Source organism: Paenibacillus cellulositrophicus (assembly GCF_009363095.1).
Taxonomy (GTDB): Bacteria; Bacillota; Bacilli; order Paenibacillales; family Paenibacillaceae; genus Paenibacillus_AQ; species Paenibacillus_AQ favisporus.
The window spans coordinates 3,008,974-3,027,516 of record NZ_CP045295.1 but is presented as its reverse complement, the minus strand read 5'-3'; the positions used below and the strand labels follow the sequence as shown (position 1 = coordinate 3,027,516).

Below are 18,543 nucleotides of genomic sequence, written 5' to 3'. Positions count from 1 at the left end.
ATGATGCCCAAATTGCGCCGGCTCCGCACGGCTTCGCCCTTTCAGGTCATTCTGATCACGCTTTTTACCGCCTTGGCCTTGTTCATGTCGCTGCCGATCGTCTTCATCTTCAACCATGCGTTTAAGCCGCAAAACGAGCTGTTCCTATTTCCGCCGCGGTTTTTCGTCCGGCATCCGACCCTGCACAATTTCGAAACGCTCTTTCTGCATGCGTCCAATGCGACGGTGCCGTTCACACGGTATTTGTTCAACAGCCTAATTGTCGTTTCGCTGACACTGGTCAGCGTCGTGGTGGTCAGTACGATGGCGGCTTATGTTCTGGCCAAATACCAATTCCATTTCAAACAGCTCATCATGTCGCTGATTACCCTGTCCTTGATGTTCGCGCCCGAAACGGTATCCATTCCGAGATATCTCGTCATCAACGGCATCGGGCTGAACAATACGTATCTCGGGCATATCCTGCCGGCGCTTGCATCGCCCGTCGCGGTGTTTATGCTCGTCGGCTTCATCTCGCAAATTCCGAGCGATCTGATGGAGGCGGCCCGGATCGACGGCGCGGGGCATGTCGGCATCTTCGTGCGCATGATTCTGCCTCTGTCCGTCCCGGCGATCGCGACTATCTCGATTTTGACGTTCCAGGGCGTATGGGGAGACGTGGAGACTTCAACCCTGTTCATGCAAAAGGAGACGATGCGGACGCTCGCTTTCTACGTCAACAGCCTGCTGAGCGGTTTGCAGAACAACGTGGCGGGGCAGAACATGGCGGCGGCGGCCGGGCTGCTTATTTTCATCCCGAATCTGATCATTTTCCTGCTCTTTCAGCGCAGAGTGCTTGAGACGATGGTCCATTCCGGTATCAAGTAATGTCATCAGCAAAGGAAGTCGGAACGATGAAAAAATGGTTTCCATTACTGCTAGTCTTTATGGCCGTCTTGACGTCCCTGCCGGGTACCGCCATGGCCAAACCTCCATATATGACATCCTACTATGACTCGAACCAGGCGTCCTGGTTCCGCATCCAGCCGATATACCGTCCGGCCGGGGCCATCTCCGCCGATTTCGGTGAACCGGCTGATCTCGATATCGCCGCCGACGACCGTGTCTATATCGCCGACAAAAAGAAAGACCGCATTGCGGTGCTGAATCCGGACGGCACGCTGCTCCGGACGTTCGGCGACGCCGAAGGCCAAGGTCAGCTCTCTGGACCGGAGGGCGTATACGTTACTCCGGACAACGAGGTATACGTGGCGGACTCTGGAAATCAGCGGATTGCCGTGTTTGACGGGAGTGGACGGTTTCAGAGGGAGTACAAGAAGCCAGAGACACCGCTGCTCGGCTCGGAGCATTTTGTCCCTGTCAAGCTTGTCGTAGACCGGCGCGGCGTGATGTACATCCAGCTGAATTCCTCGTATCAGGGACTGGTCCGGCTGAATCCGAAAGGCGAATTCATGGGCTATTTCGGTGCGAACAAGGCGGATCAGTCGATGCTGAACTGGCTGAAGAAGCTGGTGCTGAACAAGGAGCAGCTGTCCAAGGAAAAGGGCGCGCTCCCCAAGCCGATTACGAATGTGGCGATCGATCCGGACGGATTTGTGTACACGGCCACCGCCGGCGGGGAAGGGAAGGGAGCGATCCGCAAGCTGAATGCAGGCGGGGTGGACGCTTTTAAAAACAAGACGCTGGTGAACGGACACGGCATCGTCGACGTTGCCGTTGATCCGGAAGGCTTCCTGTACAATATCGACCTCGATTCCATGAGCATCAATCTTTATGACCGCAGCGGTGAGGCCATGTTCGAGTTCGGCGACATCGATAAGGAAACGCAGCAGTACGGCGTGCTCGGTTATCCGACCGGGATCGGCATCGACTCGGATCATGCGATCTGGATATCCGACAGCGGTACCAATACGGTCCATAAATACGTCCGTACCGCTTTCGGCAGCAGCGCGCTTCAGGCGCTCGCACTGTATGCCGACGGGAAATACGAAGAGAGCAAGCCTTATTGGGAGGCGGTCTATGCCCGCAATGATATGTACAACGGGACCTTTCAAGGCTTGGGCAAAGTGTTTTTGCACGAGGACCGCAATGACGAAGCCTTGAGCTACATGAAAGCCGCTTTCGATACCGACGGCTATTCGAAGGCCTTTTGGCAGATCCGGATGGAATGGCTTCAGCGCCATTTTGTCGCCCTGGTGGGCGGACTGGCCGCAGTGATGCTTGCCGTTTACTTCGGCTATCGCCTCATCCGCTGGTCCTTGCGCAGGCGTCCGCTGCCGGTATCCTGGAAGGAACCGCTGGCGTACATCCGTAATTTGGGCTACGTCCTGATTCATCCTTACGAGGGGTTCTACAAAATCAAGGAGGCGAGGATTCCCGCCTGGATCACGATTTCCCTGCTGCTCCTGGTCATCGGCATCAAGCTGTGCAGAGTTTATCTCACCGGGTTTTTGTTCCATCCTGTCGACCTCTCGGAAGTCAATCTGATGAAGGAACTCGGCCTGTTTGCCCTGCCATGGGTCACCTGGATCATCGCCAACTACCTGGTCTGCAGCATCAAGGACGGGGAGGGCCGGTTCCGGGAAGTCATTCAGGGCAGCGTCTATGCGCTGTCGCCCTATGTGTTCTTTTCGGTCCCGACGATCCTGCTGTCCAACATCGCATCGCTGGATGAGGCGGTCATCATTCATGCATTGAACACGATCATGACCGTATGGCTGCTCGTCATGTTCATCGTGATGACGCAGGTGATCCACAACTTCGATTTCCTGGAGACGCTGAAAAACTCGGCTATCTCGGTGTTTGCAATTCTGACGATCTGGATGTTCGGCTTCATTATTTTCGGATTGTCCTATAACCTGTATGACTTTTTCTATGAGCTTTACAAAGAGGTGAACATCTATCATTAACGCTGCCAAACGACGATTCCGCCAAGCAAAATGGCCTGCCGCCATCGCACTGGCTCTTCTGATCGTGCTTCTGCTGCTGGTGTTCAAGCCTTGGGAGCAAACGACAGCCGAACGATTCTCCCAAACGGGCATCGCCGCGAACCTTCCAACTCCGGACGCCCTGTATGAGGGCGATCTCTGGAAACCGGCCGCAGGGGCTGACGGTTATGCGCTGGTGCTGGAGAACGAACATTATGCGCTGTACGTCCGCCCGGATAACACCCAGATCGCCGTGCTGGATAAGGCATCCGGCTACCGCTGGACCAGCAATCCGATCAAGGAGGAGCTGGCCGGTGAAACGGTCAAAGGACAGCTGCTGGCCAACCTGCAATCCCCTTTTCTGCTGACCCATGTCCGGACGCAGGGAGCCGATCAGACGGTCAGGGAGACGCTGAGCAACCAGACGGCCGGCATGCAAATCGCCATGATCCGCAAGCCTGAGGGGCTGCAAATCGAATACTCGTTTCCCGCCAAACAGTTGGGGTTTGTCATGCAGTATGAGCTGACGGACAGCGGCCTCAAGGTCAAGGTGCCTGCGGCCGGCATTCGGGAGGAAGGAGCGTCTGCGCTGTTCTCGCTCGACGTTCTGCCTTATTTTGGAGCCGCACCCGCTAAAGAGAATGGTTATGTGTTCGTTCCCGACGGCCCTGGAGGACTCATCCGCTTCGCTCAGGAGCATGCGAGCCTTACCCGAGGCTACTCGCATCAGGTTTACGGCAGCGAGGTGACCAATGAGGAGAATGGGACGCGTACCGGAGAACGGAGGGAAGACATCGCTTACCCTGTGTTCGGGTTGAAGAAGGGCGACCATGCCTTTCTGGCCGTCATGACCAAGGGGGAAGATTCCGCCAACGTATCCGCCATGGCGCCCGGACTCAAGTCGTCATTCTATCAGGTATTTTCCAGTCAAATCTATCGCGAAGAATATCTCTACCGGATGAGCCGGCTGGCCGCGCCGAGCAAGGCCGTTCAGAAGGAACGGCTGAACCGGGACCGGGAGGTCGAATACCGGTTCCTGAACGGCGCGGACGCGGATTATGTCGGTATGGCGGGAGCTTACCGGAGCTATCTGCAGGAGACCGGCCGTCTTACCGAGGCGCTGAAACCGGTGGATCATGTGCCGCTATACCTGAAAATCATGGGCGGCAATTACGAAAAGGCCTTTGGCCGAATCCGGTATGTGGCCGCCACGACCTTCGAGCAGGCGGGCGATATCGTCAGTACCTTGCAGAGCAAGGGCGTCGCTTCATTACGCACCATATTCTACGGCTGGCAGAATGAAGGTGACTACAACATGGAGAAGCGGTTTCCGATCGATCCGGCGCTTGGCGGCGAAGCGGCCGCGAAGACGTTCATTTCCGCGATGAAGGAGCGGGGCGTCCCTGTCAGCTTCAGCGAGGACTTCCTCTGGGTCGACGGACATTCCTCCTTCTCCGGAAAGACAGACGCCATCCGGGGGATCGACGGGACCGCCTATGTCGACGACGGCTGGTATATCGCCAAGCCCGCCTATACGGCGGTAACGGCGGCAGATACGGTAGACAGGCTGAAGAAGCTTGGCGTGGACGGCATCCATTTCAGCGGAATCGGCGAGATGCTGCTGAACGATTACGAGCCTTCCGGCATCCAAACCCGGGAATATGCAAAAACCATCTACGACGGGCTGCTGAAATATACCCGGGAGGCACTGGGAAGCGCGTCGGTCAACCAGGGGGATGCTTATGCGCTCGGCCAAACGGATTACATTGACGGGCTGCCGTCCGAATCGAGCTACGATTTCATGATCGACGAGACGGTTCCCTTTTACCCGATCGTGCTGCATGGCTTCGTTCCTTACACGTTCGGAGACGGCAACCTTCGCGACGATGAGGATGCCGAATTTTTGCGGGCGATCGAATATGGGGCGCTGCCCTCGTTCTTTGTGACCCATGACGATTCCCGCAAGCTGAAGGACACTCCCTCGAACTTTTTGTACAGCAGCCGTTTCGATAAGTGGGAACGACGGATCGAGGAGGAATACGCGAAGTTCGATTCACTGAGCCAGCTGTATAGCATGCGGATCATCGGTCATGAAAAGCTGTCCGGCCAGAAATATGCCACCACTTATGAGGACGGCACGAGGGTTATCGTGGATTACGGAGTCAAGGACTTTACCGTGGAGAAAGGAGCGGGGAAATGAGCAGCGTTCCGGATTTCAAACGAAAAGCGGCCCAATATCATCTGAAGCGATACGGCGTCGGACTGCTGTTTATGCTCCCCTGGATCATCGGGTTCTGCGTGTTTGTGGCGATTCCGATCGGCTGGTCCATGTTCATGTCCCTGCACAAGGTCGCGGTGGTGCCGGGGGGATTCAAATATACGTGGCTTGGTCTGCAAAATTACCGCGATGCCTTTCTCAAGGACAATGTGTTTCCGATCGAGCTGATCACCTACTTTCAGGAAATGATCCTGATGGTGCCGATTATCGTCATCTTTGCCCTGTTGATTTCCCTGCTGCTGAACCAGCAGTTCCCCGGCCGGTTCGTGTACAGGGCGCTGTTCTTCCTCCCGGTCATCTTTGCGACGGGGCAGGTGCTGTCCGAACTGTTTACGCAGGGCGCGGGCGATATACCGTTTCTGGACCAGTACAATCTGGAGCCCGTCGTCCGGCAGTATGTCGGGGGAGAATTGGCCAAGACGGTCATGGAAGTGCTTGGGCGCGTCGTTCTTATCCTCTGGTACTCGGGCGTGCAGATCCTGATCTTCATCGCTGGCTTCCAGACGATTTCCCCGTCAATTTACGAAGCGGTACGCATCGACGGCGCTTCCCCATGGGAGAGCTTCTGGAAGATTACGCTTCCGGCCAGCGTTCCGTTTATCAGCCTGAACGTGCTCTATACCATCATCGACCTGTTCACCTTCCCGCTGAATCCGGTCCTGAAGCACATTAAGGACAACATGTTCAAGGTCGACACCGGATATGGCTACGCCAGTGCGCTTGCTTGGATTTATTTCGGCTTTATTTTCGTCCTGCTCGCGCTCGTGACTGGACTATTCAGCCGCAGCATGCGGCTTAAGGGAGGAAGACCATGAACACGGAACCATGGGTTCAAAGGGCCAGAAATTACGCCACGAGCTTCTTGTGGAGCCGTAAGGCGCAGAAGTACAAGATGGTCATGCTTGGCAGAAATCTGTCGGACGGTCTCCTGGCGAAAATGGTCATTTATGTGCTGCTGTCCATCGTGGCCTATCTGTACTTGCAGCCGCTGCTCTATATGATCAGCACGATGCTGAAGACGGTCAGCGATTTGCTGGATCCCAGCGTTAAATGGATTCCCCGGGTCGTCACCTGGGAGAATCTGACCAAAGCCTACAAAGGGCTGCAGTATCCGGAAGCCCTCCGGAACACCGCTCTCATCGCCCTGAGCTGCTCGATTGTCCAGGTATTGATATGCTCGATGACCGGCTATGCGCTCGCCCGGCTGGCTGTTCCGTTTAAAGGGCTGATCACGGCGCTGGTGCTGCTGACGTTTCTGATCCCGCCGCAGGTGATCATTATTCCGCTGTATGTGATTTTCAGCAAGCTGGGCCTGCTCAACACGCTGTTTGTCTTCCTCGTACCGGCGATTTTCGGGCAGGGGCTAAAGGGGGCGCTGTTTATCCTTATTTTCCGCCAGTTCTTTAGGGCGCAGCCGCCCAGCCTAGAGGAGGCCGCCAAACTGGACGGCGCTTCCGCTGCAAGGCTGTATTTCCGGATCATGCTGCCGCTTGCCCAATCGGCCTGTCTGGTCGTCTTTCTGTTCTCGTTCATCTGGTACTGGAACATGTACTATGAGCCTTCGATGTTCCTGGCCAAGGGCTTCACGCCGCTCTCCATCCGGCTGGACCAGCTGGAGGATGTGCTGAACCCGTCGCTGCTCGGCAGCAAAGACCTGGTCAGCAATCCGGTGACCGAAGGCACCAAAATGGGTGCCGCCTTCTTGATCATCCTTCCGCCGCTCGTGATCTTCATGTTTCTGCAGCGCTGGTTCATTACCGGCATTGAACGGACGGGGATCGTGGAATAAGCCTTGGCATGCCGTTCTGCCGGAAGCATTGAAAGGGGGAATGCCGACCTAGCAGGTATAGCTTGGGAACGAAGGGGTATCGTCAGCATCCGATGAAATCAAATTGGGGAGGAATAAGGATTGAAAAGAAAACGCATCGCGTCATCCATTTTATCGATGGTCATGCTCATGACCTTCACCCTTGCCGGGTGCAGCAGCAGTAATGACAGCGCTTCACCGTCCGGAACAGGCAATGAACCTGCACCCACGCCTGCGCCAAACCAGCCGGCAGCAGAGGAAAAGCACGACCCGGTTACGCTCAAATTCATTTCCTGGAAAAACGGAACCTATGACGAGCTGTACGACTTGTTTCATCAGAAATACCCCTGGATCACCATTGAGCAGGTACCGGTGACCAATTCGCAGCCGATCATGGAAATTATCGCATCGCTGGAAGCAGCGGGCACGCCTGCCGACGTGACCGAGATCGACAGCGATCTGATCACCTTCGAGCAGAACAATCTCATCGAAGATTTGACGCCTTATATCGAGAAGAGCGATATTTTCAAGAACGCCCAATTCCCCGACGGCTTCTTCGAAACGATGATGTTCAACAACAAGAAGCTTGCCGTACCGATGGTTGACGTCCCGATGTGGGTGCTGGTGAACAAGGATCTGCTGGCCAAACACGGCGTGGATATGCCGGCAAACGACTGGAGTTACGACGACTTCCGTAACATCGCCAAGCAGGTGACCGACCCGAGCGCCGGCGAATACGGCATTACGACGCAGCCCGAAATCCAAATGCGCCTGCTGTCCTCCAAAGCGATTGCCGACGGCCACGCGGCGAACCATCAATACATGAACGAAGACCTGACCCAGAGCATGCTCAGCACACCGGATGTCATGAATGACGTGAAATGGTTCCAGGAGCTGGTGACGAAGGACGGGTCGATGCAGAGCAACGCAGCCGCGGAAGAAGGCGGCAACGTGACGAAGGACTTCATCAACGGAAAAACGGCTTTTGCTATCGGCGGCGACTGGGTTCTGCCGACCCTGAAGGAAAAAGCGACATTCGACTGGGACGTTCTTCCGTTCCCGAAAGGCAAGGTCAGCCAGCCGGGGTATTCGATTTACGGACCGCTGGCACTTCTGTCCGGTTCGAAGCATAAGGAGGAAGCATTCCTGTGGCTCAGCTTCCAATTCACGCCGGAAGCCCAGAAGTGGAAAATTGACCAAGGAGCCAATGCTTCCGTCATCGATCCCGAGCTGACGAGCTACTACGATCAGGCTCCGATCTGGCAGGGCAAAAATATCGAAGCCGTCAAGATCGCCCAAAAGAACGCTAAAATCCAATCCGGCCTGACCGTGCCGGGGTGGAACGACTACAACTATAACAACATCTTGAACGACATTATTTTCGGCGACCGGGATATCAACGACATTATTCCGGAAACGGAGACATGGAATAAGAAAACGCAGGAAGTGAGAGCCACCTTAAAGCAATAAGAGAGGGGAAGCTGCCGGACGGACATCAGTCTGGCGGCTTCCTTTTTGAACATATAAGAGAGAGCCTTCGCTCCACTTTGTGGGGCTGTTTGCCGTGGGCGGAAACATCGGCCAATATATGACGGGATTGTTTAATATCGTCCCATTGTCCATTGGCAGCACTTCGTTTATATTAATCTTTGTAGATCGGAGAGAGAGCCGCGCAATATATTTGGACGCTCTTATGAAAACGTTTACAAAAAAGATGCGGAAAGGAAGAGCAGCCATGTCCTTTTGCCGAACTCTGGGATGGTTCGTCGCCTGTCTGTTGTGCATCACGCTGGCATCCGGACTGGCGGGCTGCGCAGCCGGCGGCGATGTCCGCATGGACGGTCCCTCTCTTTTCGGCGATGCGGCCGCCACGTCCGGCGAGCCGGAAGCGACGCTGAAGTTTTATTTCGGCGGCGAGAAAAAGGCGGCGACGGAAGAAGTCTGGGCGGCCGTGAGCGATTACGTCAAAACCAAAGGATTAAACGTCAAATTTTCCGTCAATTTCATCCCCTGGCCGGAATATTCGGGGAAGCTGCTGGTCATGGCGGCGGCAGGAGACCGGTGGGACCTGAATTTCGATTCAGAAGGCTCATTCAAGCAAATGGCATCCCGGGGTTCCTATTTGAGATTAAACGATCTTCTCCCGGTGTACGCACCCCACTTATATGACCGCTACCGGCAGCAGCATAACCTGCCCTCTGCCACGATTGGCGGGGATATTGTCGGCTTGCCCTGGTCGATCAAGATGAATCAGCGGCCCTATGCCGGATGGCGGGTGGACATGGCGGAGAAGGCGGGGATTTACCGCGAACCTGAATCGGTACGAACTGCTGAGGATGTCGATTCGCTTCTCCACGACTTGAAGAAAGCCTATCCCAATCAGAAACTGAGCCGGATTCCGGCGCTCCCCCTGTATGTGGTCCGGGACGAATGGGTGGACTTGGGCTTTCACGGCCTCGGTTTTTATCTGAATGACCCTCATTACAAGGTGCAGGCGATCGAAGATCAGCCTTTTTACGCGGATGCTGCCTTCATGAGCAAGGCATGGTACGAGGACGGGATTCTAAATCCCGATTCAAAGATCGATACCGAAGACGCTGCGGATCAATGGCGCAACGGAAAAATGCTGTTCACGCTCACTTCCCACGAGTGGGCCTATGCAGCCGATCCGGGTTTTGCCGATGCAAGCTACCGGCAGCAGATGTCGCTGTTGTACCCCGACAAAAAAACGGTCAACCGCAGCCCGATCGCAAATGTCGTGGCCATCAACCGGAATGCCGAGCATCCGGAGCTGGTGCTGCGGTTTCTTGATATGCTGGAGACGGACGAGAGGTTGTTTGATCTTGTCGTGTATGGGATTCAGGGGAAAACCTATGAGCTGGACGGAGGGAAGGTCAAGTACCCGGATAACCTGAACTTTTCCACCAGCAACTACATGGACTGGGGAGGACAGTGGGCGCTGTGGAAACCGCAATTTTTGCGCCCCACCGAAACGTACCCGGGGGACTTCTGGAAGGAGGAAGCCCGCTTTGCGGAGCTGCCCGTGAATGTGGATTCTCCCGTGGAGGGACTGCTGCTGAACGATCAGTCGATCAGTCCGCTGCTTGAAGAGCGCGACCAGATCTATGAGGACTACGGCAAATCGATCGAATACGGCATGGTGCCGGATGTCGCCAAGGCGCTGTCAGATTACCGTATGCTGCAAAAAGATAATGGGCTGGATACGATTATCCGGGAGGTGCAGCGTCAGGTCGACCAATTCCTGGCGGCACAGCATCAACATTCATGACAAGGGGAGGATGCCTTTATGATCAGCGTATTAATCGTGGACGATGAATTTGAAATTCGCGAGGGGCTCCGCAAGCGGGTCCCCTGGAATGAATACGGCGTTAACGCCGTCATGGCGGCTTCGGATGGGGATGAGGCTCTGCAAATGGCCCGTCGCCATCAGCCGAATCTGATCGTGACGGACATCAAGATGAACCGGATGTCGGGACTTGAGTTTCTGGCGGAGCTGCATACTTTACCGGATTACCTGTGGAAAGCGGTGCTGATCAGCGGTTACGACGATTTCAGTCTGGTCAAACAGGCGATCCAGCTTGGAGCGATGGACTATATCCTGAAGCCGATCAAACTGGATGAACTGGAGCGGATCGTCCGTAAAGCGGTGGATGCGATCGAACGGGAACGGCTGCAGCAGCAAACGCATGACCGCCTCACGTATCAGGTGCAGTTTGCGGAGCCGAAGCTTCAGGAGGAGCTGCTGCGTGAGATGGTGGAGAACGAATACGATCCGTACCGCGAGACCCGCATCTCCCACCGCCTGCAGTCGTTGAGACTGGACTGGATGAGCCGGATGCCGCTGCTGCTGATGGCCATTGAAGGGGACGACCTAAGAGCGCTGCCCGCCCGGCCGGGCATACCGGATGAGAAGGAGCTTGTCTTGTTCGGCATCGGCAATGTCGTCAGCCATACGCTTGCCGAGCAATTGAACATGCCGTCGGCCCTGTTTAAGGATACGCACGAGCGGTGGGTGGCCGTCATCGGCTGCCCCGATCCCGAGATGCTTGATTCATGCCGCACCATCGCTGAGACCTGCCTGCTTCGCATCAACCAATTCGTGAAGGTCAAGGCCAGCATCGGGATCAGCCCAGCACCCAAAGAGCTGAACAAACTGCATCAGCTTTATGTGGATTGCACCGAGTCCCTGGAGCAAAAGGTGGTCTGCGGGGGCAACCGGGTCTTCACCGGCAGCGTGGAGGACGGAGCCGCAGAGGTCGGCAGGCTGACGATCCGGGAGCCAGGGGCGGTGCTTGACCTGGTGAAGTACGGAACGGACGCCGACATTTCGGAATCCATGGCTGACTTTGAGGATATGGTCAAATCGTGGGAGCTGCCCAATCTAAAAGATATCCAGCAGCAGTTGTTCAAATGGCTGATGGGAATTTACCGTACGGCCGCGTCGGCCGGGTGGCCCGACCGTTCCTGGGAGCAGGACCCGATCGGCCTGTGGGAGCAATTGGAGCAGTACGATACGCTGCAGTCGCTTCAGGATCAGGTGGAGAGCCGGCTGCTGTCCCTGGCTGGAGGCTTCCGCAAAATGGCGACCTCCTCCAGCCAGATCGTCCAGGAGGCCGAAAAGATGATCCGTACCCGCTACGCAGAAAATCTGTCGCTGCAGTCGGTGGCCGCGGCCGTTCACGTGACGCCGATCTGGCTCAGCAAGCTGTACAAAAAAGAAAAGGGCCGCACCTTCATCGAGGAGCTGACCAACGTCCGGATTGCCAGGGCCAAAGAGATGCTGGGCGATACGAAATATAAAATTTATCAGGTTTCCCATCAGGTGGGGTACAAGGATCCGGTCCATTTTACGAAGCTGTTCAAAAAGCTGGTCGGCGTTACGCCCAAAGAATTCCGCCGTCTGCAGGGGATTCTGGATGATTAGGTCTTTTCTCCGGCTGGCCTCCTCGTTGCGGAACCGGATGATACTGATCTTTCTCGCGATTACGATCGTTCCGTTCATTTTGTTCTCGGCTTACGCACATACCAAGTCGGTGGAAGGAATCCAGCAGGCCAATGCTACCTTTTCCATGAGCTATCTGGAGCAGTCCAAGATTAACCTGGAGGCGTACTTGGCCAAACTGAACGACCAGATGAACGAGCTGATCGGTGACAAGAAGCTGCAAGATCTGCTCGAGCAGCCGCCGGCCAGCAGCCAGGACGAAGTGTCGGCCTCGGTGGACCTCCTGAACATCGTGTACCAGAAGAAAAAGCAGATGGATGCGCTGCAGCTGCGCGTCTATCCGCTGAATTCCGAGGCTTATCCCACTTACTTGAGGGCGCTCGAAGTGACGACATCGACCCGAAATGAAGAATGGTTTCAGAACGCGGCGAACAGTACGCTGCCGATCTGGCATCTGTCGATGGATGGAGGGCCGAACCGCGGTCCGCTGCTCTCCTATGTCAAAACGTTCACCAGCCTGCATAATCGAACGCCGAGGGGGCTGGTGGTGGCCGATCTGGCGGATAACCATTTCAGCCGCTTCTTCTCGCCGACCAAACGGCTGCAGGGGCAGAAGTTCCTGATCGTCGACGAAACAGGGAAAATTGTTTACGATTCGGCGGCAAGCGAGTGGACCGGAGAGCAGCTGCCGTCCCCCAAATTACTGGCGATGCGGAATGTCCGCAAGGAGGGCGTTGAGACGCTGTCCATTTATGACGAGAAAAATTTGATCGCCTTTGTCCGCATGGACAGCCTGCCCTGGACGATCGTCAGTCTGACGCCGATGCAAGCTTTGACGGAGCCTATTACGGCGATGCAGAGACTGCTGATCTTTTTTCTGATCGCTTATATGCTCTGTGCCGTTGGGGTGGTCATCTATCTCACACGGAATTTTACCCAGCCCGTCTTCCAGTTGGTCCGGCTAATGCGCAAGCTGGAGGAAGGGGATTTCAGCATGCTTATTCCGCATCAGAACCGCAAGGACGAGATCGGCTGGCTGTACCGCGGCTTTGGCAGCATCGTCCGGAAAATCGAAGATCTCATCCTGCAGTCAACGCGCGCCGAGCGAACGAAAAGGGAGCTGGAATTTCAGGTGCTCAGCCACCAGATCAACCCGCATTTTCTCTATAACACGCTGGAATCGATCCGCTGGAAAGCGGAAAACCACGGGCGCAATGATATTGGTGAGATGGTATCGGCACTCGGTAATTTGCTGCGGCTCAGCTTGAACCAAGGCAAAGACATTACGACCGTCGGACGCGAGGTCGAGCAGGTGAAGGCCTACGTTCAGATCGAGCAGGCCCGCATCGGCATGCCGCTGCGCGTGCTGTATTTTTTTGACGAAGAGATGCTGGATATGACATTCATGCGCCTGCTGCTGCAGCCTTTGGTCGAGAATGCCATCCAGCACAGCATCCGCGGCAATTTCGAGAAGGGCAAGGTCATCCTCTCCGGCCGTGTGGAAGAGGGGGATCTGGTCATCGATATTAGCGATAACGGCAAGGGAATTCCGGAAGAGGTGCTGAAGGAGTTGAACGATACGGCCGGCAATCGAAAAATGGCGGGCAGATCCGGCGTCGGACTGCGCAATGTGAACGAGCGGCTGAAAATTTATTTTGGCCCTGATTACCAGCTTCGGATCGAGACCCAGGAAGGCAAGGGAACCAAAATTACGATCCGTCATCCGATACTCCCGCCCGGCGGGGAAGAGAGGACGACGCCTGAACGGGGTGCGGATCAGGAAGTCAGCTGAGCGATAAATCCGGTATTGCGGCATGGGGAAGCGCCGTGTACAATGTGGTTAGGTATATATCAAATAACCGAGTATGATATATCATACAAATGAGGGGAGAACATGCTATGACCACTCAGGGAATTCCGAAAGCCTTTATCAAACCGGCAGGCCAAAATCCGGTCATCACCAGCATCTACACGGCGGACCCTTCCGCCCATGTGTGGGAGGACGGAAGAATATACATATACGCCTCCCATGATATCGATCCGCCGCGGGGATGCGATCTGATGGACGCATACCACGTATTTTCCTCGTTTGACCTGGTGAATTGGGTCGACGAAGGGGAGATTCTCCATTCGCGGGACGTGGCCTGGGGCCGCCCGGAAGGCGGATTCATGTGGGCTCCTGACTGCGCTTACAAGAACGGCACGTATTATTTCTATTATCCGCATCCGAGCGGATCGGACTGGAACGATACTTGGAAAATCGGCGTGGCGACCAGCGATAAGCCGGCCAGCGGCTTTGTCGACCAAGGCTATATCGAAGGGCTCGGCGGTTTTGCCATGATCGACCCGTGCGTCTTCGTCGATGACGACGGCAGGGCGTATATGTATTACGGCGGCGGCAGTAAATGCCAGGGCGGGGAACTAAACGATGATATGATGTCCATCAAAGGATCGATGCAGGACATGACGGGGCTGGAGGACTTTCATGAAGCCGCTTGGGTATTCAAGCGAAACGGGCTGTATTACTTCACCTACGCCGACAATCTGGAGGACAACAACCGGATGAGATACGCGACAAGCCGGCATCCGCTCGGTCCGTGGACCTATCAGGGCATTTTCCTGGAACCGACCGGCTGCTCGACGACGCATGGCTCGGTGGTGGAGTACAAAGGACAGTGGTACCTGTTCTATCATAACCAGGACATTTCGGGACACGGGAACCTGCGCAGCGTGTGCATCGACAGCCTGCATTTTAACGATGACGGGACCATTCAAACGGTGGTTCAGACCAAGAGCAGCGACAAGCCTGTCGGTGAAGCGCCGGAAGCCGAAATTTCAGCCTACTATGCGGCGTCAGTGAGCACTACGGGAGGCGGTGCTGAAGTTATGGGCGGATCCGGGGCAGAAGCGGTCGTCCGCGGACTTGACGCCGAGGGTGCTTACTGCGAATTCGGCGGCGTCGACGGCGGCAGCGGCGGGCGGGCCGCACTGTACATCCATTACGGCACGGAAGAAGCCCTGGCCAAGCTGAACTTAACGGTCAACGGCCATGATTACACGTTGATCAACGCCCCCGGAACAGGAAGTGGCGAGGAAGCGGTGGGCATCGCGTCGTTCACGGTCCGGCTGCAGCCCGGAGCGCAGAATACAATCCGGTTGACGGGCGGGCACGGCCGCATTGCTGTAGGCGGACTGTCGGTCAGCCGGTTCGAAGAATAAGAGATTTGGGCTTAGCTTAACCAAGCGGCCCCTGTACACCGGTCAGCTGTTAAGCTTACCCGCGGCAGGGGCCGTTTATGGTTGTGCCTGGGATTTAGGAAACCGCGTCTCCTGGGGCTGCCTTCCTTCCGTTAATCCGCCGTGGCAGGCCCGGTTGAGGCCCTGGGAACAAGGCTAACGGGGATGGTCGTGATGACGGGGCGACGGTCTCCGTTCAGAATGAGGTCGGCGATCGTTTCGCCGATGACGCTGAAATTCTGGTCGATGGTGGTGATTTGCGCGCTGCCGGTCACCGCCCACTCGATATTGTCGAAGCCGGTAATGCTCATCTGCTCGGGTACCCGGATCGACAAACCTTGACAGCACATGTACACGTTAAAGGCGACCTCGTCGTTCTCGCACTCGATGGCGGTGACGCCCGACCGGTAAAACCCGTTGATGATATGCTTCAGCATATGGTAATCGGGCGTGACATTAAATTTGACGTACTCGGAGACCACTTCGAGCCCGTGATCGTTCATGCATTTCGTAAACCCGCTGAAGCGTGCGGACAAGCTGGACATGTCACGGTGCGAAAAGCGGGAGACGTAGGCGATCCGGCGGTGCCCGTAATCGACCAGATGCCGGGTCAGCTGGTAGCTGCCCCCGAAATTGTCGCAGACCACGCTGCTTAAATAAGGAATATCATGCGGCTTATCGAGAATGATGACCTGCTTGCCCTGCTCGGTAAACTTCCTTAGCACGTCCAAATGGAGCTCGTTGCCTGCCGGATACAGTATGAGGGTGTCCACGTCTTGAGCAAAGAGCCGGAGCAGCAGGCTTCTCATCTTATCCGGATCCGGCTCGCAAATATGGATCGCCAAATGAACATTGGCGCCGTCCAGCCGCACGGTAGCCGCCTCAACGATCCGGAAGAAACCGCCCTGGTTGACGGCGAAAGGCAGGATGACCGGAATGGTCCTCCCCTGTGGCAGCCCGTCCGGAAGGGAAGTGACAGAGCTGGCCGGCTGAGCAGATAGAGGAATACGCCGCACGAAGCTCCCCACCCCGCGTTTGCGGTACAGGATGCCGGCCTGCTCCAAATCCTCGATAGCCCGTTTGGAGGTAATGCGGCTGACGCCGTACTGCTCGGACAGGCTTTTCTCCGTACAAATCGGTTTATCATATTCGAACTGATGATTTTCAATTCTGGCGAGGATGTCGTCCTTAATCATTTGATATAACAATTTTGCTGGGTCCTTCGGCATTATTATTCTCCGATTCTCGTTAACGTTCTTTGAAATGTGCACACAAGCCGTGTGCAGCTTTCATTTAGTATATCAAACCAAGCCAATATTTCAATCCACCCGAAACACCTGATACCGTTTCCTGTACTCGCCGGGGGTAAACGAGGTTTGGCGTTTAAACAGACGCGTAAAATAGTTGTTGTCCCGGAATCCGCATTGTTCGGCGACTTTGACCAGGGGCATCTCCGAATGCGCCAGCAGCCGCTTGGCCCGCTCCATCTGCAGATGATGCCGGTATTGAAGCGGACTCATCCCCGAATATTGTTTCAGGCAGCGCGCCAAGTAATCGAAATGGTAATGCAGGTCGCGCTCCATGCCGGCGGAGTCGAAGGGAGCTTCAAGGTTGTCTGCCAAATAGGCTGCGACCTGCTCTCCAAGGAAAAACGAGCGGGCATGCGGACTGCCTTTTCTCATGCTTCCCTGCAGCTCGATCAGGAACTTGCCGAATAACATGTGCAGTTCGTAGACTCCGTAGGGAGTAAGCATGCCGTGCACTTTCAGCATGTCCTGCAGGATCGGCACCATCGTGCGTAAATCCACCTCGGCAAATTTGGGGATGTCCACCAGGCCCGGCCGGGCCTGAGTATCCTGATCCGACCGGTTCAGCAGCGGCTGATGCCAGTGGTTTTTCTCGGTTAGAACCGGCTGCTTGGCCGCCGGGTATTCGAAATGGATCCAATACACCTCGGTTTCACGATCGGTCGGACGGCAGCCTCGGTGCGTCTTGCCGGGCTCCAGGACGAGCATCGTTCCTTCCCGGATATCATATGCAATCCCGTTCTCCTCCATATATAGCGTGCCTTTGGCGCAAACGATCAGGTCAAAGGCTTCGAATTGGCGCTCGGCGTGCATCACGCCCGCCTGCCACACCGTATGGCCGACCGCGGCCAGCAGCGGAAACGGCGGCACCTTGAGTTCAAGTACGAGCATATCGCTAAAGCTCCTTTTTGAAAAAACGAATGTAGAGATTGTACTATAAGAAGTCGCCATTGTCAGCTGTGTCAAGGGATATGATCCTGTAGAGTGGTAGATATTATATGATTTAAGTGAAGTCAGGGAGGCAGTGAGTTATGGATCAACAGGCACTCATTCAAAGGCAGCAGTGGTTTGTGAATCAGCGGTTCGGGATGTTTATCCACTTCAACAGCGCGACGTTTCAGTTTGCAGATTCGGACATTATCGATTGGGAGTACGATCACGAGAACGGGGATGAGCCCCGCCGGTTCCCTTTCGACCCGAAGGACTGGAATCCGGAGCAGCTGGACTGCTCGCAGTGGGCGAAGGCCGCCAAATCAGCAGGGATGAGCTTTGCGGCATTGACCGCGAAGCATCATGAAGGCTTCAGCTTGTGGCCGACCGAGCATACGGAGCATTGCGTACGCAACGCAGCGAGCCAGCGGGATGTCGTCAAGGAGTATCTGGACGCGTTTCGGGCGGAAGGGATTGAGGCGGGGCTGTATTTTTCCATGCTGGACCTGCATCACCAAATCGGCCGGAGAAAATGCACGCCGGAGGATAAGCAGTTCATTAAAAACCAGCTTGAGGAGCTGCTGACGAACTACGGCGAGCTTCCGTTCCTCATTATCGACGGCTGGAACGCCCATTGGGGCGGCCCTTCGTATGAGAACCTTCCGTTCGAGGAAATCGACGCATGGGTCAAGTCGCTGCAGCCCCAATGCTTGCTGATGAACATCAGCTGCGAATCCAACCTGAATCATACGGACGTCGTGTTCTATGAAAATGCCGCAGGACAGGAAGTGGAAGACGGCTTTGTGGGGCCGGGCGCGAGCTGCAACGTGTTAACGAAAACCTGGTTCTGGAGAACGACGGATACGGCCAGAGAGCTGAAATCAGTGGATTGGGCACTGGACATGGTTCAGGACTGCAACCGCCAGAACGTGACCTTTCTGTTGAACGGGGCTCCCAACCGGCAGGGACTGCTGGACGCGAACGTACTGGAGCGCTTCCGGGAGATCGGACAGCGGTACCGGAAACCGGAAGACCTGACCGTCATTCCCGAAGGCTGGCTGACGCGGGGGTAAGTTGCTGCAGTCCCTTGAAGC

General features: G+C 55.7%; 13 protein-coding genes. 11 read left to right on the top strand and 2 right to left on the bottom strand.

Annotation, left to right across the window (positions count from 1 at the left end; genetic code table 11):
• The 10 genes from GCU45_RS13580 (at window position 1) to GCU45_RS13535 (ending at window position 15,194) form a co-directional block, all read left to right on the top strand.
• Entirely contained in the window at window positions 1-867 is an 867-nt protein-coding gene (locus GCU45_RS13580) for a carbohydrate ABC transporter permease (protein ID WP_152399332.1), read from the top strand.
• 26 nt (window positions 868-893) lie between these two features.
• The gene (locus GCU45_RS13575) at window positions 894-2,909 is read left to right on the top strand and encodes a YIP1 family protein (RefSeq protein WP_167527135.1); all 2,016 of its coding nucleotides are present in this window, start codon (window positions 894-896) and stop codon (window positions 2,907-2,909) included.
• A 64-nt stretch (window positions 2,910-2,973) separates the two neighbouring features.
• Window positions 2,974-5,127, top strand: coding sequence for a DUF5696 domain-containing protein (locus GCU45_RS13570; protein ID WP_152399330.1), 2,154 nt, complete (start codon window positions 2,974-2,976; stop codon window positions 5,125-5,127).
• Window positions 5,124-6,020 (top strand): carbohydrate ABC transporter permease, encoded by an 897-nt coding sequence (locus GCU45_RS13565; RefSeq protein WP_143811899.1) that lies wholly within the window; start codon window positions 5,124-5,126, stop codon window positions 6,018-6,020. Before GCU45_RS13570 ends, GCU45_RS13565 begins: the two co-directional genes overlap by 4 nt.
• A complete protein-coding gene (locus GCU45_RS13560) occupies window positions 6,017-6,994 on the top strand; it encodes a carbohydrate ABC transporter permease (RefSeq protein WP_076172909.1) in 978 nt (325 codons plus the stop codon). Before GCU45_RS13565 ends, GCU45_RS13560 begins: the two co-directional genes overlap by 4 nt.
• A gap of 120 nt (window positions 6,995-7,114) precedes the next feature.
• Entirely contained in the window at window positions 7,115-8,482 is a 1,368-nt protein-coding gene (locus tag GCU45_RS13555) for an ABC transporter substrate-binding protein (RefSeq protein WP_152399329.1), read from the top strand.
• A 265-nt stretch (window positions 8,483-8,747) separates the two neighbouring features.
• Window positions 8,748-10,301 (top strand): extracellular solute-binding protein, encoded by a 1,554-nt coding sequence (locus GCU45_RS13550; protein WP_167527134.1) that lies wholly within the window; start codon window positions 8,748-8,750, stop codon window positions 10,299-10,301.
• Window positions 10,302-10,319: 18 nt separating this feature from the next.
• Window positions 10,320-11,957, top strand: a complete 1,638-nt coding sequence (locus tag GCU45_RS13545; protein WP_152399327.1) for a response regulator transcription factor — start codon at window positions 10,320-10,322, stop codon at window positions 11,955-11,957.
• A complete protein-coding gene (locus GCU45_RS13540) occupies window positions 11,950-13,767 on the top strand; it encodes a cache domain-containing sensor histidine kinase (protein ID WP_152399326.1) in 1,818 nt (605 codons plus the stop codon). Before GCU45_RS13545 ends, GCU45_RS13540 begins: the two co-directional genes overlap by 8 nt.
• Window positions 13,768-13,874: 107 nt before the next feature.
• Window positions 13,875-15,194, top strand: coding sequence for a family 43 glycosylhydrolase (locus tag GCU45_RS13535; protein ID WP_208837124.1), 1,320 nt, complete (start codon window positions 13,875-13,877; stop codon window positions 15,192-15,194).
• Window positions 15,195-15,325: 131 nt separating this feature from the next.
• Here the strand turns inward: GCU45_RS13535 and GCU45_RS13530 are convergent, their stop codons facing one another.
• Both GCU45_RS13530 and GCU45_RS13525 read right to left on the bottom strand, forming a co-directional pair.
• Window positions 15,326-16,441, bottom strand: a complete 1,116-nt coding sequence (locus tag GCU45_RS13530) for a substrate-binding domain-containing protein (RefSeq protein WP_152399324.1) — start codon at window positions 16,439-16,441, stop codon at window positions 15,326-15,328.
• A 90-nt stretch (window positions 16,442-16,531) separates the two neighbouring features.
• Window positions 16,532-17,410, bottom strand: a complete 879-nt coding sequence (locus tag GCU45_RS13525; RefSeq protein WP_167527133.1) for an AraC family transcriptional regulator — start codon at window positions 17,408-17,410, stop codon at window positions 16,532-16,534.
• A 140-nt stretch (window positions 17,411-17,550) separates the two neighbouring features.
• Between GCU45_RS13525 and GCU45_RS13520 the strand changes: the two genes are divergently transcribed.
• Entirely contained in the window at window positions 17,551-18,522 is a 972-nt protein-coding gene (locus tag GCU45_RS13520) for an alpha-L-fucosidase (protein WP_152399322.1), read from the top strand.
• Window positions 18,523-18,543: the final 21 nt, after the last annotated feature.